Source organism: Rhizobium sp. NXC24 (genome assembly GCF_002944315.1).
Classification (GTDB): domain Bacteria; phylum Pseudomonadota; class Alphaproteobacteria; order Rhizobiales; family Rhizobiaceae; genus Rhizobium.
Map to the genome: position 1 here is coordinate 91,970 of NZ_CP024314.1, position 24,741 is coordinate 116,710.

Annotated in this window: 24 protein-coding genes; 10 read left to right on the forward strand and 14 right to left on the reverse strand. The window is 61.4% G+C overall.

The window, feature by feature from the left end; translation table 11 throughout:
• From NXC24_RS24470 to NXC24_RS24510, 9 genes are all read left to right on the forward strand, one after another.
• On the forward strand, positions 1-987 hold the full coding sequence (locus NXC24_RS24470; RefSeq protein WP_104826023.1) for a helix-turn-helix domain-containing protein: 987 nt from the start codon (positions 1-3) through the stop codon (positions 985-987).
• A 102-nt stretch (positions 988-1,089) separates the two neighbouring features.
• Positions 1,090-2,496: an aldehyde dehydrogenase family protein gene (locus NXC24_RS24475; RefSeq protein WP_104826024.1), complete on the forward strand. Its 1,407-nt coding sequence runs from the start codon at positions 1,090-1,092 to the stop codon at positions 2,494-2,496.
• Positions 2,497-2,499: 3 nt separating this feature from the next.
• Positions 2,500-4,095: a GMC family oxidoreductase N-terminal domain-containing protein gene (locus NXC24_RS24480; RefSeq protein ID WP_104826025.1), complete on the forward strand. Its 1,596-nt coding sequence runs from the start codon at positions 2,500-2,502 to the stop codon at positions 4,093-4,095.
• A gap of 59 nt (positions 4,096-4,154) precedes the next feature.
• On the forward strand, positions 4,155-5,408 hold the full coding sequence (locus NXC24_RS24485) for an ABC transporter substrate-binding protein (RefSeq protein ID WP_104826026.1): 1,254 nt from the start codon (positions 4,155-4,157) through the stop codon (positions 5,406-5,408).
• A gap of 67 nt (positions 5,409-5,475) precedes the next feature.
• Positions 5,476-6,342 (forward strand): branched-chain amino acid ABC transporter permease, encoded by an 867-nt coding sequence (locus NXC24_RS24490; protein ID WP_104826027.1) that lies wholly within the window; start codon positions 5,476-5,478, stop codon positions 6,340-6,342.
• Positions 6,339-7,376, forward strand: a complete 1,038-nt coding sequence (locus NXC24_RS24495) for a branched-chain amino acid ABC transporter permease (protein ID WP_104826028.1) — start codon at positions 6,339-6,341, stop codon at positions 7,374-7,376. Before NXC24_RS24490 ends, NXC24_RS24495 begins: the two co-directional genes overlap by 4 nt.
• On the forward strand, positions 7,373-8,077 hold the full coding sequence (locus NXC24_RS24500; RefSeq protein ID WP_104826029.1) for an ATP-binding cassette domain-containing protein: 705 nt from the start codon (positions 7,373-7,375) through the stop codon (positions 8,075-8,077). Before NXC24_RS24495 ends, NXC24_RS24500 begins: the two co-directional genes overlap by 4 nt.
• Before the next feature lies 1 nt (position 8,078).
• A complete protein-coding gene (locus NXC24_RS24505) occupies positions 8,079-8,795 on the forward strand; it encodes an ABC transporter ATP-binding protein (RefSeq protein ID WP_104826030.1) in 717 nt (238 codons plus the stop codon).
• Positions 8,796-8,833: 38 nt separating this feature from the next.
• Positions 8,834-9,778, forward strand: a complete 945-nt coding sequence (locus tag NXC24_RS24510) for a helix-turn-helix domain-containing protein (RefSeq protein WP_104826031.1) — start codon at positions 8,834-8,836, stop codon at positions 9,776-9,778.
• Positions 9,779-9,819: 41 nt separating this feature from the next.
• On the opposite strand, the gene NXC24_RS24515 is transcribed toward NXC24_RS24510, so the two are convergent.
• The 13 genes from NXC24_RS24515 to NXC24_RS24575 all read right to left on the reverse strand — a co-directional run bounded on the left by NXC24_RS24515 (position 9,820) and on the right by NXC24_RS24575 (position 22,703).
• Positions 9,820-10,209 carry a nuclear transport factor 2 family protein gene (locus NXC24_RS24515; RefSeq protein ID WP_104826032.1) on the reverse strand — a complete coding sequence of 130 codons (390 nt, stop codon included), beginning with the start codon at positions 10,207-10,209 and terminating at the stop codon, positions 9,820-9,822.
• A 7-nt stretch (positions 10,210-10,216) separates the two neighbouring features.
• A complete protein-coding gene (locus NXC24_RS24520; RefSeq protein ID WP_104826033.1) occupies positions 10,217-10,996 on the reverse strand; it encodes a MoaF C-terminal domain-containing protein in 780 nt (259 codons plus the stop codon).
• A 16-nt stretch (positions 10,997-11,012) separates the two neighbouring features.
• Entirely contained in the window at positions 11,013-11,801 is a 789-nt protein-coding gene (locus NXC24_RS24525) for an SDR family NAD(P)-dependent oxidoreductase (protein WP_104826034.1), read from the reverse strand.
• A gap of 163 nt (positions 11,802-11,964) precedes the next feature.
• Positions 11,965-12,771: a 4-hydroxy-2-oxoheptanedioate aldolase gene (gene hpaI / locus NXC24_RS24530; protein WP_104826035.1), complete on the reverse strand. Its 807-nt coding sequence runs from the start codon at positions 12,769-12,771 to the stop codon at positions 11,965-11,967.
• Positions 12,772-12,782: 11 nt separating this feature from the next.
• A complete protein-coding gene (hpaH, locus tag NXC24_RS24535) occupies positions 12,783-13,586 on the reverse strand; it encodes a 2-oxo-hept-4-ene-1,7-dioate hydratase (RefSeq protein ID WP_104826036.1) in 804 nt (267 codons plus the stop codon).
• Complete coding sequence (locus tag NXC24_RS24540; RefSeq protein ID WP_104826037.1) at positions 13,586-14,461, reverse strand: fumarylacetoacetate hydrolase family protein; 876 nt, start codon at positions 14,459-14,461, stop codon at positions 13,586-13,588. The genes hpaH and NXC24_RS24540 overlap by 1 nt, the downstream gene beginning before the upstream one ends.
• 9 nt (positions 14,462-14,470) lie before the next feature.
• Positions 14,471-15,877, reverse strand: a complete 1,407-nt coding sequence (locus NXC24_RS24545; RefSeq protein WP_104826038.1) for a pyridoxal-dependent decarboxylase — start codon at positions 15,875-15,877, stop codon at positions 14,471-14,473.
• 153 nt (positions 15,878-16,030) lie between these two features.
• A complete protein-coding gene (gene gabD, locus NXC24_RS24550; protein ID WP_104826039.1) occupies positions 16,031-17,482 on the reverse strand; it encodes an NADP-dependent succinate-semialdehyde dehydrogenase in 1,452 nt (483 codons plus the stop codon).
• Positions 17,483-17,549: 67 nt separating this feature from the next.
• Positions 17,550-18,530 carry a 3,4-dihydroxyphenylacetate 2,3-dioxygenase gene (gene hpaD, locus NXC24_RS24555; RefSeq protein ID WP_104826040.1) on the reverse strand — a complete coding sequence of 327 codons (981 nt, stop codon included), beginning with the start codon at positions 18,528-18,530 and terminating at the stop codon, positions 17,550-17,552.
• A 30-nt stretch (positions 18,531-18,560) separates the two neighbouring features.
• A complete protein-coding gene (gene hpaE, locus NXC24_RS24560) occupies positions 18,561-20,078 on the reverse strand; it encodes a 5-carboxymethyl-2-hydroxymuconate semialdehyde dehydrogenase (RefSeq protein ID WP_104826041.1) in 1,518 nt (505 codons plus the stop codon).
• 40 nt (positions 20,079-20,118) lie between these two features.
• The gene (locus NXC24_RS24565) at positions 20,119-20,505 is read right to left on the reverse strand and encodes a 5-carboxymethyl-2-hydroxymuconate Delta-isomerase (RefSeq protein WP_104826042.1); all 387 of its coding nucleotides are present in this window, start codon (positions 20,503-20,505) and stop codon (positions 20,119-20,121) included.
• Between the two features lie 113 nt (positions 20,506-20,618).
• On the reverse strand, positions 20,619-21,131 hold the full coding sequence (locus NXC24_RS24570) for a flavin reductase (RefSeq protein WP_104826043.1): 513 nt from the start codon (positions 21,129-21,131) through the stop codon (positions 20,619-20,621).
• 9 nt (positions 21,132-21,140) lie between these two features.
• Entirely contained in the window at positions 21,141-22,703 is a 1,563-nt protein-coding gene (locus NXC24_RS24575; RefSeq protein WP_104826044.1) for a 4-hydroxyphenylacetate 3-hydroxylase N-terminal domain-containing protein, read from the reverse strand.
• A gap of 95 nt (positions 22,704-22,798) precedes the next feature.
• Here NXC24_RS24575 and NXC24_RS24580 point away from each other — a divergent pair, with 95 nt between their 5' ends.
• The gene (locus tag NXC24_RS24580; protein ID WP_104826045.1) at positions 22,799-23,689 is read left to right on the forward strand and encodes a helix-turn-helix domain-containing protein; all 891 of its coding nucleotides are present in this window, start codon (positions 22,799-22,801) and stop codon (positions 23,687-23,689) included.
• 41 nt (positions 23,690-23,730) lie between these two features.
• Here the strand turns inward: NXC24_RS24580 and NXC24_RS24585 are convergent, their stop codons facing one another.
• On the reverse strand, positions 23,731-24,741 hold the full coding sequence (locus NXC24_RS24585; protein ID WP_104826046.1) for a phosphotransferase: 1,011 nt from the start codon (positions 24,739-24,741) through the stop codon (positions 23,731-23,733).

The following is a 24,741-nucleotide window of genomic DNA, read 5'->3' on the forward strand; positions in this document are numbered from 1 at the left end:
TTGGACCTGTTGCAGAACCGCAGCCTCGTGGATCGGGCTTGGTCACCGACGCCTTACGATCAATGGGTGGATGAGCTTCAAAGCATCTGTGGGAATTTCAACGCGCATACGATGAGCCGCGGCGACAGGGTGGTCGGCACGGCGAGCCGGATCGACGTGTGCGGCATGGAGTTCGCCCATGTTTCAAATGATCTCGACTATGTTCACCGCGATTGGGACGATATTCGCCGCGATGCCAATGAGCATCTGTTCCTGATCCTGCAGCTCGAGGGTGCCTGCGGCGTGGAACATTCCGGCCAGCAGAATATCCTCGATGTCGGCGAATGTATTCTCGTGGACTCCACGCGACCGACCACTTTCTATTTCCGGGGCCATTTCTCCAATCATCTGTCCCTGCACCTGCCGCGGCAATTGATGTATTCGGACAGCAGGATCGATTTCGATGTGGCGCGGAAACTGATTGCTTCCGATCCGATGGCGATGATGCTGCGCGCGCTGATCGCCAAGATGATGACGACGCCGGACAACGAGGCAGCCTCGCCGTTCCTTCGCCAACTCATGTTCGACACGACACGCCAGGCGTTTCTGTCGACGGGTATTCAGACGGCGAGCCTGAATTTGCTGCACGATAGCGCCAGCAAACGTATGCAAATGGTCGATATTCTCATCGACAAGCATCTGACCGACAGCGACCTGAATGCCAAGTGGCTCGCGACGAGGCTTGGCGTGTCGATCCGCACCCTGCAACAGGATTTCCAGGGCATGGGCATGACCTGCACGACCGTCATCCGCGACAAGCGGCTGCGCTTCGCACGCGAAAAGATCGAGCAGCTCAAGGAGCAGCGCAACCAGACGACCATCGCCGAAGTCGCCTATTCGGCCGGATTCAACGACATTTCCTACTTCAATCGCAGCTTCAAAGAGCTGTTCGATTGCGCGCCGAGCGAATTGCTTCGCTCTGCCGAACCCGCCCATAAATTGGACTGAGGCATACTCTGCGCTCCAGTCCAAGACGAGGCGCGTTTCTCCCCAAGACGGGTTTTGCGGCAACGGCCATAGTCCTCCCGAAAGTCACGGGAGGAGAATGTCGTGAAGCAGTATACCCTGCTTATCGGTGGCGAACCTGTTGCCACGTCCCATCATGCACCGGTCGCAAATCCGTCGAATGGCGAGGTGGTCGGTCATATGCCGCTTGCCGGCGAAGCAGACCTTGACCAAGCCGTTGCGGCCGCCGCCACCGCCTTCAAGACGTGGTCGCAAGTTTCGAGCGAAGAGCGCGCCAAGGCTTGCCGCGACATGGCGGAGAAGATCAACGAACATGCCGAGGAACTTGCCCAGATCCTGACGCGGGAGCAGGGCAAGCCGCTCAATGGCCTCGGCTCACGCTTTGAGATCGGCGCCGCGCTCGCCTGGACCCGCCATACCGCCGAACTCGACCTGCCCGTTGAGGTCCTGCAGGACGATAATGAAGGCCGTGTCGAGCTGCATCGCAAGCCGATCGGCGTCGTCGGTTCGATCACGCCCTGGAACTGGCCAGTGATGATCGCCTGCTGGCATATCGTTCCGGCCGTGCGTGCCGGCAATACCGTCGTCATCAAGCCGTCGCCTTTGACGCCGCTTTCGACGATCCGCCTCGTCGAGATCATGAATGAGGTCCTGCCGCGTGGTGTCGTCAACGTCATCACCGGCGAAAACAGCATCGGCGCAGCACTCTCCGCCCATCCGGGCGTCGCCAAGATGATCTTCACCGGCTCGACGGAAACCGGCAAGAAGGTCATGGCATCGGCGGTCGCGACCCTGAAGCGGCTGACGCTGGAGCTCGGCGGCAATGATGCCGGCATCGTCCTGCCCGATGCCGATCCGAAGGCTATCGTCGAAGGTCTCTTCTGGGGCGCCTTCATCAATAACGGTCAGACCTGCGCGGCGCTGAAGCGTCTCTATGTGCACGACAGCATCTATGAAGAGGTCTGCCACGGCCTTGCTGATTATGCGTCCAAGATCGTTGTCGGTGATGGCCTGGACGAGGCGAGCATCCTTGGGCCGATGCAGAACGAGATGCAATTCAACAAGGTGCGCGAACTGGTCGAGGATGCGCGTGCCCATGGCGGCCGCATCCTGACCGGTGGTGCGCCAATGGATCGCCCGGGCTATTTCTATCCGATCACGCTCGTTGCCGATGTCGACCATGGCGTTCGGCTGGTCGATGAGGAGCAATTCGGTCCGGCCCTGCCGATCATCCGCTATAGCGACATCGACGAAGTGGTCGCCCGTGCCAACCAGAATCCCGCCGGTCTCGGCGGTTCCGTCTGGTCCTCCGATGCGGAGAAGGCGAAACGCTATGCGGTGCAGCTCGAATGCGGTTCGGTCTGGATCAACAAGCACGGCACGATCCAGCCCAATGCGCCTTTCGGCGGCGTGAAGCAGTCCGGCATCGGCGTCGAGTTCGGCGTGGAAGGACTGAAGGAATTCACGACAATCCAGACGGTGTTGAGCTGAGCCATGACGACTTACGATTATATCATCGTCGGTGGCGGCTCTTCGGGCTGCGTGCTGGCAAATCGGCTTTCGGAAAATCCGGCGCATAAGGTGCTGCTGATCGAGTCCGGGCGTAGGGATTCCGATCCCTGGATCCATATCCCCGCGACCTTCTTCAAGGTGCTGGGCAAGGGCATCGATATTCATCCCTATGCCTCGAACCCTGACAAGGGTTTGAATGGCCGGCCGAGCATCGTGCCGCAAGGCAATGTGCTGGGTGGCGGCAGCTCGGTGAATGCGATGATCTATATTCGCGGCCATCGCAACGACTACGATACCTGGTCGCAGATGGGCTGCCAGGGCTGGTCCTACGAGGATGTGCTTCCGGCCTTCCGCTCGCTGGAAAACAACGAGCGGCTGAACGGCGAGTTCCATGGCAGAAAGGGGTCGCTGCGCGTCTCCGATCCTCGCCACCGCCATCCGCTAAGCGAGGCCTTCGTCAAGGCGGCGACTGAGATCGGCATTCCTCATAATAACGATTTCAACGGCGCGGATCAGGCCGGCGTCGGCTTCTACCAAAGCACGACCTATGGCGGCCGACGCTGGAGTTCGGCCCAAGCCTTCCTACGCGAGGCGGAGAAGCGGCCGAACCTGACCGTGCTGACGGAGCGCAAGGTCGCCCGCATCCTGTTCGAGGGGCAGAAGGCCGTCGGCGTCGAGCTGCTCGACGGTACGATATTCAAGGCATCCTGCGAGATCGCGCTCACCGCCGGCGCCATCGCAACGCCGAAGATCCTGCAATTGTCCGGCATCGGCGATGGCGGGCATCTCTCCTCACTCGGCATCAAGGTCGTGGCGGACCTGCCCGGTGTAGGGAGCAATTATCAGGATCATCTGGAAGTTCCGGTGCAGGGTGAGACGCGGGAGCCGATTTCGATCCTCGGTCATGACAAGGGCCTTCGGGCTGCCGGTCACATGCTGCGCTATCTGACCTCGCATCGTGGGCTGTTGTCGTCGAACGTCGTCGAGTGCGGCGGTTTCGTCGACACCGCCGGCACGGGGCAGCCGGATGTGCAGTTCCACGTTCTGCCGGTCCTGATCGGCTTCGTCGACCGCGATCCGGAGCCAGGTCACGGCCTCAGCATCGGACCATGTTATCTGCGGCCGCGCTCGCGCGGTTGGATACGGCTGAAGAGCGTCAATCCGAACGAGCAGACGGATTTCAACGCCAATCTGCTTTCCGATCCCGCCGATCTTGAAACTTTGGTGCGCGGTGTCGAAACGGCGATCCGCATTCTCGATGCGCCGGCCCTAGCCAAGCTGGTCAAGCGCCGGGTGCTGCCGAAGCCGGGGGTCGAGAAGGATCCCGAAGCACTGCGCGGTTACATCCGTCAATCCTGCAAGACCGTGTTCCATCCGGCTGGAACGGCGCGCATGGGCCGGGCGGACGATCGCATGGCCGTTGTCGGGCCGGACCTGAAGGTGCGTGGGATCGAGGGGCTGCGCGTCTGTGATGCCTCGGTCATGCCGACCCTTGTGTCGGGCAACACCAATGCCCCGACGATGATGATCGCGGCAAAGGCTGCTGCCTTCATGACAGGAAAGGCGATTTCCGGCTGAGCCGGAAATTGGGGAAGCAAAGAGCCCGTGGGGAGCGGGACAACAAACTGGAGGAGACAATGCGTATCAATCTGAGAGGGCTGGCAATCGGCCTTTTGCTGACGCTGGTTTCTGCGTTCAGCGCACATGCGGCCGCATCCTGCGGCGATAATAGCGGCAAGCCGGCAACGGGCGAGCCGATCGTCATCGGTGCCATTACCGGCAAGACCGGACCCGACGATTTTTCCAATTCCACCAAGGCGGCAAAGGCCTATTTCGATTGCCTGAACGCCAATGGCGGCATCAAGGGCCGACCGGTTAAATATCTGGTCGAGGACGATCAGTGGAACCCGGAGATCTCCGCGCAACTGGCGGCAAAGCTCGTCAACGACCAGAAGGCCGTGCTGATGGTCGGCAATTCCAGCTATGTCGAGTGCGGTGCGAACGCCGATTTCTACAAGAAGTCGGGCATTCTTGTCGTCGCCGGCGTCGGTGTGCCGCGTGAGTGCTATTTTGCTGAAAATTATGCGCCGACCAATGCCGGACCGCGCGTCTCGATGCTCGGCGCGATGGGCTATGCGCTCGACAAGCTGAATGCCAAGTCGGTCGTCTGCATCGGCCCGAACATTCCGAATGTCGGCACCTGGTCCTGCGACGGCGTGATGCTGCTCGCCAAGGAAAAGGGTTTTGCCGCGCAGACGATCCTGATGGATCCGGGCTCGGCCGACGCCACGTCGATCATCCTGCAGGCGGCTTCGAGCAAGCCTGATGTCATCGTGCTCGGCCTGTCGAAGGGCGTGACCGTGCCGCTGCTGACGGCTGCCGAAGAGCAGGGCCTCAACCAGACGATCACCTTCCTCAGCGCCGCCTCTGCCTATGATCTTTCGGTTCCATCGACCATCGGCTCGGGTTGGGACGGCAAGTTTTATGTCAACATGGAATTCAATGATCTCGAGGCAACGACGCCGGACAATCAGAACTGGCTCGCCGTCATGGACCAGTACGGCCAGAAGTCGGACCCACGCGACACCTTTGCCCAGGCCGGTTATCTGGCGGCGCGCATCGCCGAAACGGCGCTGATGACGCTCGATCCAGGCAAGATCGATCGCGAGACCGCCTCTGCCGCCGTGCGCCGGATCAAGGACTTCAAGAGCGATATCTTCTGCGCTCCCTGGTACTTCGGTGATGGCCAGCCGCGCCACAACGCCAATTCGACGACGCGCATGGCCGTCGCCGAGGGCGGAAAGTGGAAGGTCGTCTCCGATTGCGCTCCGTCGCCTGATCCGGAGCTGAAGGACATCCGCGCCTTCGAAAAGTCCGCCGGCATCAACTGAGCCCTGACGCTTGCCATCGGTTCCGCGGCAAAACCGCGGGGCCGAACGACCCGAAAGGATCGATTCAATGAACCTTCTACCCTTCGTCATTTCCGGGCTGGGCATTGGCGCTGTCTATGCGCTGTCCGGCGTCGGGCTTGTCGTCCTGTTTCGAGCGACCGGCGTACTCAACTTCGCATTCGGTGCCGTCGGCGCAATCGGTGCGCATTGCGCCTGGCAATTGCTGGAGTGGAAGATGCCGCTCGCCATTGCCATCCTCGCCGCCGTTGCCGTCTCGACGGCGATCAGCTTTCTCTATGGCCGGATATTCGCGCCCATGCTGTCGCATCGCGATATCGTCGTGCGCGCCGTCGGCACCTTGGCGCCCGCGCTGATCCTGATCGCGATTATGGGCGTCATCTGGGGAGAGTTGCCGCGTCGCCTGCAGTTTCCGACCGACCAGATGTTCGTGTCGCTTTTCGCTGTGCGCCTCACCTTCACGCGCATCATCGCCATCATCCTCGCCGTCGTCATGGTCGTTGCCATTACGCTGCTTTTGACCCGCACGCGCCTGGGCCTCGATATGCGCGCGCTTGCCAATGATCGCGATCTCAGCGCCATTCTCGGCGTGCGCATCCTTTACACGGAGACCGCGGCCTGGATCATGACCGGCATCTTCTCGGGCTTTGCCGGCCTGTTGCTGGCCGATCTCGTCCGGCTGCAGGGAACCTTTCTGACTTTGCTGGTCATACCCGCAATCGCGGCTGCGATCCTCGGTCAGTTGCAGTCGCTGTGGCAAACGGCCGTTGCTGGCATTCTGATCGGCATCGCCGAAGCCGTGCTGACGCCGATCGCCTGGATATCGCCCTATCGCGCAGCGGCACCGTTTGTCATCGCGCTTATCGCAGTCACCATCCTGGGAGGCACCGCGAAAGTCGCGTTGAAGGACCGATGAGCATTCAGCAGCAAACAATCGACCCAACCGCCGAAGGCATATCGATGGTGCGCCTGCCCAAGCAGCTTCTTCATGTGCCCTTGACGATGTTGGCCCTTTCGATCCTCGTCGCCTGCCTTGCCAATTCCTTCTGGCTGTCCGCCGCAACCTCTGCCATCGCACTCTCGCTCTCGGTTGCCGGGCTCGCTATTCTTTATGGTCAGCTTGGTCTTGTCTCCCTTTGCCAATTCGCGCTTGTCGGTGTCGGCGGCTGGGTGACGCTTCGCGTCGGGCACGCTTTTCATCCGCCCTTCGAATTGAGCCTGCTTGCGGGCGGTGTCGTCGCTTCGGTGGTGGGACTGGCATTCGGTGTGCCGGCACTGCGCCTGCGTGGCCTCTATCTCGCGCTCGTGACGCTGATGCTGGCCGGCGCCTTCCAGATCGTCATCAGTGCCTGGGGCTTCCCCGATGGCGGCCTCGGTTTCCTGGGCCGGGCGGATGGTTCTGGCCGCGCGATGCTGGCAAGGCCGGCAATCGCCGATGGAGAAGTCTCCTATTTCCTCTATGTCTGTGCGGTAGCGGCAATCGGCCTTTTGATCGCGCAGTGGCATAAGCTCGCCCGTCCCGGCCGCGCTTGGGCGCTTATCCGCAAGGGCGAGACGGTTGCTGTTGCAAGCGGCGTCAATGTGCTGATCTACAAGGCCTGGGCATTCGCATTGGGCGGCTTTCTCGCCGGCCTTGCTGGCGGTTTGCTGGCGGGCAATGTCGGTCAGCTCGACGGGCGCGCCTTCGGCGCCTTCGAAAGCCTCAATCTCTTCGCCCTTGCCATCGTCGGCGGTGTCTTCAATTGGTACGGCGCCGTCATTGCGGGCCTGCTGCTGCGTGCCGTGCCGGCGTTGCTCACCGATCTCGGCATTGACGGCTATGTCACGATCGGGATCTTCGGCGTCGCCCTGTTCCATGCGCTGGCGACCGCGCCGACAGGCATTGCCGGTCAGATATCGGTTCTCATTGCCCGGCTGAATGCCGCTCTTTTCCGGGGGAGGGCAGGATGATCAAGATCGACAATCTCATCGTCCAATTCGGTGGTATCAGGCCGATCAATGAACTCAGCGCCATGCTGACGGCCCCTGTCGCCGGCCTCATCGGCCCGAATGGTGCGGGCAAGACGACGTTGCTCAACGTACTCTCCGGGTTCGTGAAACCCATCCACGGCACAGTCTCGCTTGGCGAGCGGGCGTTGCTGCCGCTGACGCCACTGCAGCGGGTGCGTGCCGGCTTGCGCCGTTCATTCCAGACGGAGCAGGTGGTTGAGGATCTGACAGTTGCCGGTAACATCGCCGCAATCGCCGATCATGTCGTTAGCACCGGGTATCATGCCCGTGCGATCGACCAGGCTCTTACCTTTGTCGGCCTAACGGATGTTGCCGATCGGCTCGGCCAATCCCTCAATCTTTTCCAGCGCCGCCTCGTCGAGCTGGCAAAATGCGTGGTCGGCGAGCCGAAACTCATTCTGCTCGATGAACCGGCCGCGGGTCTGACAGAAGAGGAAGGCAAGGCCTTTCGCGAAATGGTGCTGCGCATTCCGGCGGAGTTCCGGGCGCAGGTGCTGATCATCGACCATGACGTCGATCTCATCCGGTCCATGTGCGGCGAAACCATGGTGCTCGATTACGGCAAGCTCCTGGCGCTCGGCCCAACGCAGGCCGTGCTGGCCGATCCGAACGTGCGGCGCGCCTATCTGGGGGAATTCTGACATGGGCATCGCATCCGAAGTCAGCGTCGAAAATCTCGTCGTCGAGCGCGGCGGCAAGCGCGTCATTCATGACGTTTCCTTTTCGGTCGCGGCCGGGAAGATCACGACGTTGCTCGGCGCCAACGGGTCCGGCAAGTCGAGCACGGTCATGGCCATGGCGGGCGTCCTGCCGCGTGGCGGTTCCGTGCGCCTGGGCATCACAGCGTTCGAAGGGTTTTCGCCCGACCGCATTCGCCGGGCTGGTCTTGCGCTCGTGCCGGAAGGGCATCGCGTGCTCGGGCAGCTTTCCGTCGAAGATAATATTCTCGTCGCGGCGCTTGAGGGATCAGCTGCTGCGCGGCGGGAAGGTCTGGCGCATGCCTATGAGATTTTTCCGGAACTTTCGGAGCGGCGGCGCCAGTCGGCGTCGGATCTTTCCGGCGGTCAGAAGCAGATGGTGGCCATGGCGCAGGCCTTTATTGCCAAGCCGCGTTTCATGATCGTCGACGAACTATCGCTCGGCCTGGCGCCGGCCGTCGTCAAGCGGCTGGCCGAGGCGCTGAAAATCGCCGCCCACCGCGGCATCGGCGTCCTGCTGATCGAGCAGTTTGCCAATCTCGCGCTCGATCTGGCCGATCAGGCTCTTGTTTTGGAGCGCGGGCGCCTCGTCTTTTCGGGCACCGCCGCGACGCTCAAGGCCCAGCCGGACATTCTGCATGGCGCTTATCTGGCAAGCTGAAGCGACGAAAATATTTCGCCTTTTTGAGGACAGCAATCATGGCCGCAGCACTTCATCGGCATGTCGACAGCGCCAGCGGTCGAGCGTTTGCGGGGCTGGCACGCAATCTCTTCGGCAATGTCCGGCTCGATTTCGGCACCGCAGATGAAGAAAAGAGCCGGCTGATCTCGGCCATGTTGGGCACTTGCCGGCTGACACGGCTGGAGGCGGATCGGCATGTCGTGTTCGGCGATTGTGTGATGGCGGCACCTGATAATCCTGACGCGATCAAGCTGATCGTGCAGACGGAAGGCAGCGCCTCGCTCGCACAGGGCGGATTGCATGCCCCGGTCTCGCGGAATGCGCTTGTCATCTACGACCCCAGCCGCCCCTATATGCTGACGAACAGCACGCCGGTTCGCCAATTGCTGTTGCAATTGCCGCGCCACGCGCTGCCCCATGCGGCCGTGGAACGATTGGCACAGCCTTTCACTGTCCATGCCGAGCAAGACGGCATGTGCCGAATTTTGCTCGCGCTCATGGACTCGACCTTCCATGAGATCGATCATCTTGACGAGGCTCGGCGTTCGAGTGTCGGCCAGACCATGATCGAGCTCGTGCGCACCATGATTGGCGCCGATCAGCAACAGGCTAGGCCGGTTGCCAATCCGCTGGGTGTGCTGCTGCAGCGGATCAAGGATTTCATCGATATCAATCTCGAATGGCCGGATCTGACGGTAACGATGATCGCGCGCCGCATGGGCTGCTCGGTACGTTACGTCTACCGTGCATTCGAGGTCGAGTGCCTGACTCCTTCGGATTACATCTGGGATCTGCGCGTGCAGAAAGCTGCGGCACAGTTGCAGGACGCCGACGGCTATGCCGGAGAAATATCCGAGATTGCCTTTGCTCTCGGCTTTTCCTCCAGCGCGCATTTTTCGCGCGCGTTCCGCCATCGCTACGGTGTTTCGCCGTCACAATGGCGCAAGGCCAGGATGTCCTAGACGGATAAGGTGGCCCGGCCAAAGCCGAGCCACCTTGTTCCTCATCGCATGGATTCGGCCACTCTCAGCGTATCCGTGAACTGCTCGAAACGCCGGATCTTGCCTCCCACCACGCCCCAGACATGCACGACACGGGCTTTGAAGGCCTTTCCGGTCTGCTTGTTCGTGCCGCTATAACCTCCGACGGCAACGACCTCGTCACCGGCGTCGAGAAGACGTTCGAGCGTGAAGGTGTATCCGTCGAAGGTCTGCCCGAGCGCCTGAAAGACGTTCTTGAAGATTTCCTGTGGGCCGACATAGGTGCCGGCGCAGGGAAAGCCATCCATCTCCGTCCAGCGGCAATCGGAGGCGATGTCGGCGAGCATGCCATCCACGTCGCGGCGGTCGTTGGCGTCGTAATGCGCCTTTACGATATCGAATGCTTTGCGCATGGCGTCCTCACACAGGTTCTTGGCCGGGCAGGTAATAGGTCATCGACGCCTTGCGAATGAAGGCGCCGGCCGGGCTGTTCTGGATGCGGCCGTCGCCGGTAATGCCAAGGAATTTGCCTGTGGAACGCATATCATTGAAATTATAGAAGAAAGTGGATGCGACCGCGATCTTGAATTCGCGGAAAGTGAAGATGTAGAGGTTGTCGTCGAACTTGTAGGTGGTGGTCAGGTCGACATCGCCGTGGCCGCGCTGCACGCCGACGAGGCATTGCCAGGCATAGCGCTGAGACGAGAGATAGGTGTGCTCGTAGACGTGGTTGGGACTGTAGGTGAAATGTGCCCTCAGCCCGATCAGATCGCGGCTCTCATGCGGCACCGGCCCGCTCGCCGCACCGCCCTCGATGACACCGGGTCGGAAGATCTGCGCGACCTGCGGCTCGCCGACAGAATCCTGGAGATCGCGAACGATGGAGTAGATGGAAAGCGCGCGGCGCGTTTCAGTGTTGAGGATCAGCGTCTCGGCCTCCTTGGGGCGACCGGCAAAGATGATCTCGACGAAATAGGTCTTCGGCGCGACTTCGATCACCTCAGATAGATCGGTGCCACCGTCCTTGCCGTCGGACCATTTGACTTCACTCTTGGCGAAGGCAAGCTCCAGCGTGCGGCCGTCGTCGAACGAGATCCTGTGCGACGAGCCGGTCAGAGCTTCCGTTGCAGGCAGACGGTTCGTATCGATGCCATAGGCGAATTCGTCGTAGGTTTTCCAGTCCTTGGGATTCTGGTTCATCAGTGTCTCCTCCCTGTTATTTTGCAAATGCCAAGGTCGGCAGGTCGACCGTGCCGGCGCCGCCGTCGACGGTCAGGACCGCCCCATTGATCATCGATGCTTCGCACGAAGCCAGGAAGCAGACGGCATTGGCGACGTCTTCTGCCGTTGCCGGTCGGCCAAGCGGTACGTCCTTGGTGACGAGCGCGTAGGCCTCCTCGATGCTGCTCAGCTTGTATTTCTCGACGATGAATTCCATCTGCTCGTCGGCCATGGCTGTCGTGACCCAGCCGGGGCACACGCTGTTGGTGCGCACGCCCTTGCGGCCATAGTCGCGGGCCAGAGATTTCGCGAGGCCGATGCAGCCATGCTTCATGGTGACGTAGCCCGCCGCATCCGGCCCGGCGAAGAGCCCCGCAATCGAGGCGAGAACGACGATGTTGCCTCGCCTCCTGATGAGATGCGGCAGGGATTCACGGGCACTGACGAAGGCGGTGTTGAGATTGAGGCGGACGGCGAGGTCCCATGTTTCGTCCGACATGCTGACCGTCGGCCCAACGCCGTGACCGCCGGCATTGGCAATGAGGATATCGAGGCCTCCGAAGGTTTCTACGACCTTTTCGACAGCGGCTTTCATGGCGGCGCTATCGGCCGCATCGGCCGTGACGACGGCAGCGCCGATCTCTTCGGCAACGGCGCGAAGCGGTTCAGGGCGGCGCCCGACGAGCGCGACGTTGCCGCCTTCCTGCCGGATGCGGCGCGCGACCGCCGCTCCGATGCCCGTACCGCCGCCGGTGATCAAGGCGGTCTTGTTCTTGAAACGCATGTTTCCTCCTCCTGGCTTTCCGGATCATGATGACCGGTGTGTCTGGAGGCGTCGCGTCCATCTCTGCAGTCCGTTTTGACTGAGCGTGCACAATGCAGCCCGCGCGGGGAATTCCCACGATTGGAAGCAGCCAAACGTGCAATGTCCGAGGAGGTTCGGGAAATCAGTAGACTTTTGCGTCCGCCGGCGGCTTGGCGGCATCCGCCTTCTTGAAGTCGTCGAGGAGCTTGGTGGTTGCGTTGGCAAGCAGGGTGACGTCGTTGCCGATCGCGACGAAGGTCGCGCCAAGTTCGAGATAGCGTTTCGCAAGCGAGAGGTCGCCGATCAGAATGCCGGCCGCCTTGCCGTGCGACTGGATCTTCGCAAGCGCCTTTTCGACTTCTGCCTGCACTTCAGGTGCGCCCGGCTTGCCGAGATAGCCCATATCAGCGGCGAGATCGGCGGGGCCGATGAAGATTCCATCGACGCCCTCGGTCGAGGCGATGTCATCGAGCGCGGCAAGCCCGGCGCGGTTTTCCACCTGCAGGAGCAGACAGATCTCGTCATTCGCCGTCGGCAGATAGTCCGGAATACGGTTAAAGGCGGAGGCACGGGCAAGCGCTGCACCGACACCGCGCACGCCATGCGGCGGATATCGCACTGCCCTGACCATGGTCTCGGCCATCTCCTTGCTGTCGACCATCGGGATCAGCAGGGTCTGAGCGCCGATATCGAGCATCTGCTTGATGATCCAGGTCTCGCCGATCGGCGGGCGGATCACCGCATGGCTGGCAGTGCCCTTCATCGCCTGCAATTGCGAGACGAGAAGCGGCACATCATTCGGCGCATGCTCGGCGTCGAGCAGCAGCCAGTCGTATCCGGCGCCGGCGCAGATCTCGACGGTGTAGGCATTGGCAAGCGCCTGCCAGAGACCGATCTGCGCCCGCCCTTCCTTCAGGGCCTGTTTAAAAAGATTCTTGGGCGCCGGCATGCTTCACTCCTTCACGCAAAGAACAGGCTGACCGACCCGTAGGGACCGAAATCGGCATTGATCGTGTCGCCGTGCCGCGCCTCGATCGGGCGAATGAAAGAGCCGGCAAGCACGATCTGGCCGGCCTCGATGCCATCGCCATATTGCGACAGTCGATTGGCAAGCCAAGCGATGCCGCGTGCAGGCTGGTTAAGCACGCCGGCGCCAAGGCCGGTCTCTTCGACCTCGGCATTGCGGCTGACGATCGCGCCCATCCAGCGCATGTCGATCTCGCCAGGCCGCACGGCGCGGCCGCCGGTGACGATGCCGGCATTGGCGGCGTTGTCGGAGATGGTGTCGACGATGGTGCGCGCTTTCTTCGTCTCCGGATCGACCCGGAGGATACGGGTATCCAGGATTTCGAGGGCAGGCGTCACGTAGTCGGTAGCGTTGAGCACATCGAAGATCGAGATATCAGGCCCCTTGAGCGGCGCCTTCATCACGAAGGCGATCTCGGCCTCGATGCGCGGCTGGATGAAGCGATCGGCCGGTACGGTCGCACCATCCTCGAACACCATGTCGTCGAAGAGCACGCCAGAATCGGGAATGTTGATGTTGAGGGCATATTGCATCGCCTTCGATGTCAGCCCGATCTTCCAGCCGATCGGCTTGCGGCCGCTCGCAATCTTCTTCTGCACCCAGGCGCTCTGGACGGCATAGGAGTCGTCCATAGTCATCTCTGGGTGTTTCAGCGAGAGAAGTCCGGTCTGGACACGGGTCCGCTCTGCCTGATCGAGGCTTTCGGCGGCTGCCTGGATTTCTTCATGCGACAGCATCAGAGCACCTCGTCGGCGATGGTGTTTTTCAGGATGCCAATGCCATCGGCTTCGACTTCGACGACATCGCCGGGTTTCAGCCAGATCGGCGGATCGAAGCGGGCGCCGGCGCCCGTCGGCGTGCCCGTGACGATGACGTCGCCGGGGACGAGCGTGGTGAAGGTGGAGATGTAGTTGATGATCTTGCGGAAGGAGAAGATCATCCGGCTCGTGCGGTCGCTCTGGCGCACTTCGCCATTGACGCGGGTCTTAAGCTCGATGTCTTCAAGCTGTGCTGCATCGGTGAAGGGGATCAGCCAGGGCCCGATCGCGCCGGTGCGATCGAAGTTCTTGCCCTGGGTGACGTTGAATTTCGCATGGCGCACCCAGTCGCGGATCGTGCCCTCATTGCAGAGCGACAGGGCCGCGATATGGGAGAAGGCGTCGGCTTCGGCGATCCGGCGACCACCCTTGCCGATGACGATGACGATCTCGCCTTCATAGTCTAGCTGCGGGCTTTCCGGCGGTCGGATCAAGGGCTGATCGTGCCCAGTGAACGACCGCGGAAAGCGGATGAAGAGGGAGGGGTTGGAAGGGGCTGCCTGCCCATCCTTGTATTCCTCGTTGCGGTCGGGGAAGTTGACCCCGACGCAAATGATCTTTTCCGGCGACGGAATGGGAATTTCGAAGCGGATGTCGTCGAACGCGAAATCCGGCTTCAGCGCTTTGGCTTCCTCGGCGAGTTGAGCGAGGCGACCGGCCTCGATAACTTCGCGGAGCGTCGGCCATGTTGCGCCATGGCGGGCAGAGAGGTCGACGACACCATCGGTCTTGACGAGACCATATTTCAAGGTGCCGTGGTGAGAAAAGCTGGCGAGGCGGGGCCGTTCGGTCAAAATGGTCTCCTATGTCAAACTGCGGGCAATCTCGGTGATCACCGTGAAGGCCATGTCGGCGTCATCGCGGGTCATCTCGAACTGGCCTGCCTGGAAGCGAATAGCGATACGCCCGTCGACGCGTGTTTGCGTGAGATAGATGCGGCCATCGTCGTTGATGGCGTTGACCAGCGCAATATTGTGCCGGTCGACGTCCTCACCGCCTTTGTGGCGGAAGGAGAAGAGCGAGAGCACCGGTTCGCTAACGAGTTCGAAATCCGGTTCGGCGGCAAGTCGTTTTGCCAGTTCTTCCGACCAGGCCACATGGTTGCGGATCATTGTGCGCAGCCCTTCAAGCCCGTGATAGCGCATGAGAAACCAGAGTTTCAGCGCGCGAAAACGACGGCCGAGCGGCACGGACCATTCGGAGTAGTCGATGATGCCGTCATGACCATGCGTCTTCAGGTATTCCGGCTGAATGGCGAGCGTGCGTACCTGGTCTTCCGGGCTGCGGATGAACTGTACCGAGCAATCGAAATTGGCACCGAGCCATTTGTGAGGGTTGAAGACGATGGAGTCCGCAGCCTCGACACCATCCCAAAGCCTGCGGAACTCCGGGCAAATCATCGCGGAGCCGGCCCAGGCGGCGTCGACATGCAGGTAGAGCCCGTGCGCCTTCACGACTTCCGCAACGGCGCGGATCGGGTCGCAGGCGCCGATAGAGGTACCGCCCGTGCAGGCGATGACGCCGGCCGGAATATGGCCGGCGGCAAGGTCGGCCTTGATCGCGGCATCGAGCGCTTCAGGGTCCATGCCATTGAGCGGGCCTTTGGTGGGGATGCGCACGAGATTTGCCTCGCCGATGCCCGCTATCCAGATCGCCCGGTCAATGGAGGTGTGCACCTGTTTGGAGGCATAGACGCGTACGGCCTTGTGCGCTGAAAGCCCGTCGCTGTTGCCCTTCCAGCCGAGAGCTTTTTCGCGCATCACCAGTACGGCTGCGAGCGTCGCAGTTGAGGCGGAATCCTGGATGACACCGGCAAAACCATCCGGAAGTCCCATAGCTTGTCGCAGCCAGTCGACCACGCGAGTTTCAAGCTCCGTCGCCGCCGGCGATGTCTGCCACAGCATGCACTGCGCGGCGATGGAGGTGACGAGATAGTCTGCGATTACCGAGACTGGTGCGGCATTTGCCGGGAAATAGGCGAAGAAGCGAGGATGCTGCCAGTGCGTCAGGCCATCCGGAATGATGCGCTCGAAATCGGCAAAGATCGCCTCCATGGCCTCGCCCGCTTCCGGTGCCGCATCAGCGATTTGCCGCGCGATGTCGCCAGGCTTCGTCCGCGCCCGTACAGGCCGCTCGCGCAGGCCCGCGCGATAATCGGTGCCCCAGTCGGCGACTTTTCGAGACCAATGACGGAATTCTTCGCTGTCCATATATCATTCCCTATTTGGTACTGCGTTGTCTCGGCGCTGTGCCATCCCCTGCGCAATGTTCCACGGCGAACAGCCGGCTCTTTCAAATTGCTGCAGCCTCGCCTTGAGACTAAAGCTGGGATGGGTCATGCTTATCTCGGGCCTTCCTTGGCCTCAGACGACGCCGCCGAGGCAGACATATTTGATTTCGGTGAACTCCTCGATGCCGTAGCGCGATCCCTCGCGGCCGAGACCGGAGAGTTTGACGCCGCCGAAAGGCGCTTCGGCCGTCGAGATCAAGCCGGTATTGACGCCGACCATGCCGTATTCGAGCGCTTCTGCGACGCGGAAGACGCGGGCGAGATCCTTGGCATAGAAATAGGAGGCAAGACCGAATTCGGTGTCGTTGGCCTGGGCAATGACATCGGCCTCGTCCTTGAAGCGGAAGAGCGGAGCCACCGGTCCGAAGGTCTCTTCCTTGGCGACAGCCATGGCGGGGGTAACATTGGCAAGCACCGTCGCCTCATAAAAGCGTCCGCCGAGCGGATGGCGATGACCGCCGGCAACGACGCGGCCGCCCTTGGAAAGCGCATCGGCGACATGCTCCTCGACTTTGGCAAGGGCTGCTTCGTCGATCAGCGGGCCGAGATTGATGCCTTCGTCGAAACCATTGCCGGTCTTCAGTGCGCCGACCGCCTTAGAGAGCTTGTCGGCAAAGGCATCATAGACACCGTCCTGCACATAGAGCCTGTTGGCACAGACGCAGGTCTGGCCGTTGTTGCGGAACTTGGCGATCAACGCACCTTCGACGGCGGCATCGAGATCGGCATCGTCAAAGACGATGAAGGGCGCATTGCCGCCGAGCTCCAGGCCGAGTTTCTTGATAGTCGGCGCGCTCTGCCTGTAAAGCTCGGCGCCGACTTCGGTCGAGCCGGTGAAGGTGAGCTTGCGCACGACCGGGCTTGCCGTCATCTCGCCGCCGATGGCGCGGGCCGAGCCGGTCAACACGCTGAACAAGCCCTTGGGCAGGCCGGCGCGTTCGGCAAGGACCGCTATCGCGATCGCCGAAAACGGCGTCTGCGAGGCCGGCTTCAACACCATGGCGCAGCCGGCGGCAAAGGCAGGACCGGCCTTGCGGGTGATCATCGCATTCGGGAAGTTCCAGGGAGTGATCGCGGCGACGACGCCGATCGGCTGCTTCATCACCAGAATGCGCTTGTCCTTCTGGTGGCCGGGAATGATGTCGCCATAGACGCGACGGGCTTCTTCGGCAAACCATTCGATGAAGCTGGCGCCATAGGCGATCTCGCCCTTGGCCTCGGGCAGCGGCTTGCCCTGTTCGGCCGTCAGGATGCGGCCGAGATCATCCTGGTTTTCCATCATCAGCTCGAACCAGCGCCTCAGGATGCCGGAGCGTTCCTTGGCGGTGCGGGCGGCCCATTCCTTCTGGGCGGCTTCGGCCGCGGCAATCGCCTTTTTGGTCTCGGCAGCGCCCAGATTGGGAACGTGGCCGATGATCTCACCGGTCGCCGGATTGTCGACCTTGATTGCGTTGTCCCCTGCCTCGATCCAGTCGCCACCAACCAATGCGGCCTGCCGGAACAATGTTGCGTCTTTCAAATGCATGACGGCCTCCTCGCATCGCGAAGGTTGATGAGAAACGGACGTTTTCGCCCGCTCTCAAAGGTAACGCTTAGGGCGCGATAATCGGCTGTGCCTTCAAGTCAGGCTCGGCTACTTCAGCACCGGCGAACAGACTGCCATGTTCGAACCAGGATTTGGGAGCGGGTGCGCCCCACAGCGTCTGGCGCTGCGGATCCTTGAGGTCCCACTTGATCGGCTCCAGATCGGGATCGACGGTCTGATAGTCCGAGCAATAGATCTCGATGCGATGGCCGTCCGGATCGAGGATGTAGAGGAAGAAGGCGTTGGAAATGCCGTGACGTCCCGGACCGCGCTCGATATTGGCAACCCAGCCGGTGGTCGCCATCAGGTCGAGCAGGTCGATGATGTTCAGCGGCGTCGGCACCCAGAAGGCGGTGTGGTGCAGGCGCGGGCCACGGCCGTTGGTGAAAGCGATATCATGGACGCCGCCCTTGCGATGCGTCCAGGCCGCCCAGAGGCGGCCGGTTTCCTCATCCTCGGTATATTCGGTCACACGGAAGCCGAGTTCGTTATAGAAGGCGACGCTCTCGTCGACATTGGTCGAAAAGCAGTTGAAGTGGTCGATGCGCAGCGGCTTCACGCCCTTGTAGAGGGCATATTTCTGATGGATCGGCGGCAGGCGATCCATCTTCGAATAGAATTCGAGCGGGATGCCGTGGGGGTCGCGGGTGCGGAAGGTCCGCGCCTGGTAGGGACGCTCGACCCATTCGACCGGCAGGTCCTTGCCCTTGAAGAAATGCGCCGCCTTGTCGAGGTCCTCGTCGCCGAAGACCTTGAAGCCGAGATCGCGGGCTTCGGCCTTGTCGGATTTCTTGAGCACGATGCAGTGGTGGCCGCGTTCCTCCATTGCCCGCAGGTAAATCGTGTCGGAGGTCTCGTCCGTCACTTGCAGGCCGAGCGTGTCGACATAGAAGGCACGGGACTTGGCAAGATTGGTGACGCCGAATTCGACATGGCTGAGGCGCACGATGTTGAAGGGCGGATAGAGATTGGGTTTCGGCAGGGGCATTTGTTCCTCCTCTTTATGCGTGTTGGCGGCTCAGCCGCCGAGTTTCTGGATGGCGTGCGGCTTGGTGGCGAAGGCGATGTTCTTGGTTTCCATGTAGAAATCGAAAGACCAGTCGCCGCCGTCGCGGCCGATGCCGGAGCTCTTGACCCCACCGAAGGGGGTCGGCAGGTGGCGCACATTTTCCGAATTCACCCAGATCATGCCGGCTTCGAGATGGTCGGTGAAACGGAAGGCGCGAGTGACGTCCGACGTCCAGAGATAGCCGGTCAGGCCATATTGGACGTCGTTGGCAAGGGCGAGCGCATCGGACTCATCCTTGAAGGGGATGGCGGTCAGCACCGGCCCGAAGATCTCTTCCTGGGCGATACGCATCTGGTTGTTGGCACCGGTGAACAGGGTGGGCGAGACGTAGCAACCGCCGCCCGGGCCGTTGAGTTTCTCGCCGCCGGCCGCAAGTGTTGCGCCTTCCGATCTGCCGATCTGGATATATTCCAGCACCTTCTGTTCATGCACGGGATGGATGAGCGGGCCAACGACCGTTTCTGGGTCCAGCGGATGGCCGACCTTGATGCGCTTGGCCTTCTCGGCGACGATCGCGGTGAACTTGTCGTAGACGCTTTCTTCGACCAGCAGGCGTGAGGAGGAGGTGCAGCGCTCGCCGTTCAGCGAATAGATCATGAAAACGGCGGCATCGGCTGCGCGCTCCAGATCGGCATCAGCAAAGACGATGACCGGGTTCTTGCCGCCGAGCTCGAAATGCACGCGCTTCAGCGTGTCGGCGCCCTGCTTCATGATCATCGAGCCGGTGCGGCTTTCGCCGACGAAGCCGATCGCCTTGATCAGCGGATGCTCCGTCAGTGCGCGACCGGCATCCTCGCCGAAGCCGTTGACGAGATTCCAGACACCCTTCGGCAGGCCGGCCTCTTCGGCGATTTCGACGAGCAGGCGGGCCGTCAGCGGCGAGAATTCGGCCGGCTTATGGACGATGGTGCAGCCGGCGGCGAGCGCCGGCGCGATCTTCCAGGTTGACAGCATAAAAGGTGTATTCCAGGGCGTGATGATGCCGACCGGGCCGATCGGCGTCCTAGTCGTCAGGTTGACCTGACTATCGGTACGCAGTGACTTGCCATCCCGGGCTTCTGGTGCGCGGTCGGCGAAAAAGCGGAAGTTTTCCGCGCCGCGCAAGGCGGCCTTGGCCATGAATTTCAGGGACTGCCCGGTATCCATGCATTCGACGAAGGCGATCTCCTCAGCACGGGCGACGATCGCGTCGGCAATCTTGTGCAGGAGCTTCTTGCGCGCATCGCCCGGCAGGGCAGCCCATTCGGCGAAGGCAGATCTCGCGGCCTTTGCGGCGCGGTCGATGTCGGCGGCCTTGCCGCGGGCAACGGTGGCGAGCGGCTTCAGATCGACGGGCGAGATGGTCTCGAAGGTGGAACCATCATCACCCGGCACATCCTCGCCATTGATGCGGTTGAGTACGCCGCGATCCTTGAACCGGGCGAGAAAGCTTTCGGCCTTCGCGATGTTTTCCTGCAGTTTGGACATCGTCTATTCCTTTGGTGTTACGTCGTCCCGCGAAGGGGTGTCACTTGCCGCGTAACCGCGGATGGATGGCGTTCTTCTTCCAACTCAGCTCCGCGTCGATCTCGCGGATTTCCAGCGAGAGGGCGAAATGCGGCGTCTCGAAGAGAGGGGCGAGAACGTCGATTGCCGCGGCAAAGATCGCTTCGCCGGCCCGCTTCTTTTCGTCGTCCGTGCGGCCTTTCCCGATGCGGAAGTTCAGATCGACGAAGGCGTTCTCGGGCAGCTTGTCGGCAATTGCGTAGTGATCGGCGCGAAAGGCGCGCACCCGCACGGCACCGACCTCGAAGAGGCCGGTTTCCAGAACCGTCTTCAACAGCAGCTCGCAGAGCGCACCAATGTCGGCGCGCCCCTCTAGATTGGCCGAATATTCTATGGCGAGATGTGGCATGGGTCCTCCCTGTCGTCGTCTCATAATTAACATGTTAAATATACGGGCGGCTGTCAAGCGGCTTTCGACGATTACGATTGCGGGAGTGGATGACGCATAGACTTCGGCGGCTCTTAGCCCCCGAAGCTGCCGGCCTGCGTCGGTACGTGTACGTAGTTACGATCGAAGTAGAGCAAGGCGTGACCATCCTTGCGCGAGCGAATGTCAACCACTTCGCCAATGAAGATATTGTGCGTGCCGATGAGGCGCGACTCGACCAGCCGGCAGTCGAAGGAGACGATCGCGTCGGCGAGCGCCTGGTTGCCGGAGCGCAGGTCCGTCCACTCGGCGGCCGCATAGCGAGCCTCCATGTCGGATTGCTGGCCCGCAAAATAGCCGGCGAGTTCCTTGTGCTCGCCGGTCAGCACGTTGACGCAGAAACGACGGTTCTCAACGAAGAGCCCGCTCTGCGCCGAGCGGCTGTTCATGCAGATCAGAAGCGTCGGCGGTTCATCCGTGACGCTGCACATCGCCGTGGCGGTAAACCCGCCCCGCCCGGCAGGTCCGTTGGTGGTGATGACGTTGACCGGGGCGCAGACCCTGGCCATCGCATTGCGGAACTCGATTTTCGAGACTTGCTCCTCCATGGCCGTGCCTCATTCAGCCGCGTTGCGGGTGAGGATTGTTCTGTCGATCGGCGGCAACCACGTATCGCCGGTCCAGCCGTTTTCGTCGTAGTCGCTCATGCAGCGATCGACGAGCGCTTCCATCTCCTTGAGACGCCCGCCGCGCTCCGCGCCCTTCAGCACCTGCAGCCGGACCTCCTCCGGCGCGCCGGCGTAGTTGAGTTCGTAAAGAGCGTGGCGTCCACCGAATTCGGTGCCGGTCGCGTCCCAAAGCAGTTTCATGATCTTGATGCGTTCGATATGGCCCATATCGTTCGAGCCGCGGACATATTGCGCGAGATAGCGGTCGATCTCCGGATTGCCGAAGTCCTTGGCCGAGGAGGGAAGATAGATCAGACCAGAGGCGACAACCTTGCGCACTGTTTCGATGACGCGTGGATAGGCCTCCGACATGAAGGTGCGGTAGGAAAGGGCGGCTTCCATGTTCGGCAGCACCGCGCCGTTCGCCCAGGACTGCGGATTGTAGGCCATAGCATTGGAGAAGGACCAGAACATGTGGCGAAGCGCGATGACTTCGCCAAGCGCCGCCTGGTTGCCGCGGAAGGCATCGCCGCCGGTGGCGCGCAATGCCTTGGCGAGCAGGCCGGCCAGGAAGTCGAGCTTGACGGCAAAGCGCGTGCAACCCTGGAAGCAGTAGCCGTGCATGAAGCCGGAGGCCGGATGGAACGACAGGATCTTGGCGGCATCGCGAAGGACGAGCACGTCCTCCCAGGGCACGAACACATTGTCGAGCACCAGGATTGCATCGTTCTCGTCGAAGCGCGAGGACAGGGGATAGTCGAAGGGCTGACCGACGGTGTTGGCAGTCTGCTCGTAGGAGACGCGGCAGAACATCTTTATGCCAGGCGCATTCATCGGCACGATGAACATCACCGACAATGAAGGGTCTTCCGTCACCGTCGCCGAGCTTTGGGCGAGAAAATTATAGTGGGTGAGCGCCGAGGAGGTTGCCACCACCTTGGCACCGGAAACATATATGCCGGCATCGGTTTCCTTGGTGATATGGACGAAGACGTCCTTGACGGCATCGGCGGGCTTGTGGCGATCGATCGGCGGATTGACGATCGCGTGGTTCATGAAAAGAACGGATTCCTGCGCCCGCTTATGCCAGGAACGCGCATTGTCCTTGAATGGCCCGTACCAGTCGGCATTGGCACCGAGCGTGTTCATGAGGGCCGCCTTGTAATCGGCGGTGCGGCCCATCCAGCCATAGGACATGCGCGCCCAGTCGGCGATGGCGCCCTGCTGGGCGACGAGTTCCGCAGAGGATTTCGCGACCCGGAAATATTTGTGGGTGTAGCCGCCCGAGCCGGTGTCGGTCGGTGAGGTCAGACGCTCCTTCGTCTTTTCGTCATGCAGGGCGTCGTACATCCGCGCGATGGAGCGAGCGGAATTGCGCATCGACGGATGAGCGGTGACATCGGCAATTCGCTCGCCGTTGATATAAACCTCACGCCCGTCACGCAGGCTGGCGAGATATTCGGCGCCGGTAAATGGACGGGTGCTGTCCCCGCGGTGGTCTTCAGCTCGCATATCGCGTTCCTCCCCTGAAATGTTGACAAAAGCTAGATCGGGAGAGCCGGCGGGACCATGGACAAAGAGGGCAATTCGCTTGTACTTTTTGCGGCATGGTTGCGAGAAATGATATTCCATCCTTCTTCGTCTACGGCGAACCCGCCCGTGAACTCGACGTCGGTTTCCTCCACGTCGAGACGGTCATGGACCGAAAAAGCGAGCATTTCGGCCATGTTGCTCCACACCAGCACCCGTTGATGGGGCAAATAACCTATTGGTTCGAGGGTGGAGGCACCTACCGGATCGAGGACGAGACTTGGAATTTTTCGGCTCCGGCCATCAGTTTTGTGCCGAGCCGTGTGGTGCACGGTTTCGATGTCGGCGAACAGTCAGATGCTATTGTCGTCTCGGTCTCCGATGATCTTCTGCGAGCTATGGCTCCCCAGGTGGATCTCAGCCTCGACGTGCCGATGCTACTCAAAGGAGAGAGCGCCGATCCCACGTGGACAAGGATGGGTTTGCTTCTCACGATGATTGCTGATGAATACCGCGCCGGTGCAAGTGCCAGCGAGAAGGTGCTTGTCAGTTTAGTGTCGGTCGTGCTGTCGCTGATGGCACGCCTCGGCGGAGCGGGCGGCCTCGATACGGCGTCACCGACCGTGGCCTTGGGAATGGCACTGCGCCGGGCTATTGACCAGCACTACAAGAAGGATTGGCCGGTCGGGCGCTATGTCGATCTGCTGGCGACGACGCCACATTTGCTCGACAAGGCGGCGCGTGAAGTTTTCGGGCATACCGTCAAGGAAACGCTGCTTGATCGAAGGCTGCTTGAGGCCAAGCGATTGTTGAAATTTACCATCCGACCGGTCGAGGATATCGGCCGCGAGGTCGGGTTCGAGGATCCCGCTTATTTCTCCCGTTTCTTCCGAAAACGCACCGGCGAAGCGCCGGCCGCCTGGCGTCGGCGACATCTGCAGCCGGAGACCGGCCCGTCGGGGACCTGAGGGTCGCAGACCTTCAGCCCGTTACCTGATGATCGAGCCTGTCACCGCTGGGAGAGCCCCTCGGCAAGCTCCAAGGACTCTGCAACATAGCGCGCCAGACGCTCCTTCGCTTCCGATGCGGTCACGCGGCTGCTGGCCCAGCCAATATAGGTAAGGCTCCGCAGCAGCAGAAAGAGGGGAAGGGCTTCGAGCGCCGCATCCGACAGTGGCCGTCGTCTGCGATATCCCTCGATAAGCGATGCGCTGATCAGCCCGAAATCCGGCTCCCGCCGGTTCCTGAGAAGTGCCGTGGCGATATCGAACATGCGCCAGCCGTAGCCGGCATCATCGAAATCGATCAGCTCGACATGATCGGGACCCACAAGAACATTTTCGCGGACGAGATCCGCATGGATAAGTCCGTAATCGAGGCTGGATATTGCCGCCGATCTCAGGCTGTCGACGAGTAGCGGCCGGAGCGTGGCAAGCCGATTTGCCGCCTCTGGCGCCAGCCCGGGACAATCCCAGAAACGCCCCCAGAGGGGGCTTTCCCCGAGTAAACCGTCGAAATCCCATGCAGGCCGCACAAACGACGGCGGTGGTGTCCAGCGGTCGGAGATATTGTGAAGCTCAGCCATTGCCTCGCCGAGATGGCCGAAGATCGCTTCAAGGCGCAGACGCGAGTGGTGAAGCGGCGTGCCGGAACGGCCCAGCTCTTCGCCATCCATCCAGCTTACGATATCGGCCTGCCGGGTGAAAAAGTACGGCGTAGCGGCCAGGGTCACCAGATTGCGCCCATCAATGGTCGGGATCGGGGCTGGCACGCGTAGTCCGCCGGCCTTCAAAGCCGCCATCCATTGCAGTTCGGAGGCGAGAGCGCGGTCGTCATGATAACCGGGACGATGTAGCCGCAAGACCGCGGGTGTGCCATCGGCCATCCGGATCCTGAATACCGCATTCTCGCGGAATTTCAGCAGTTCCGGCGTTTGGTCCGCCAGTCCCCAATGGACGAGCGCTTCCTTGGCTCTTGCACAGAGATCATCCGCAGGCGCGGCAAAGTCGTGTTCGGCCAT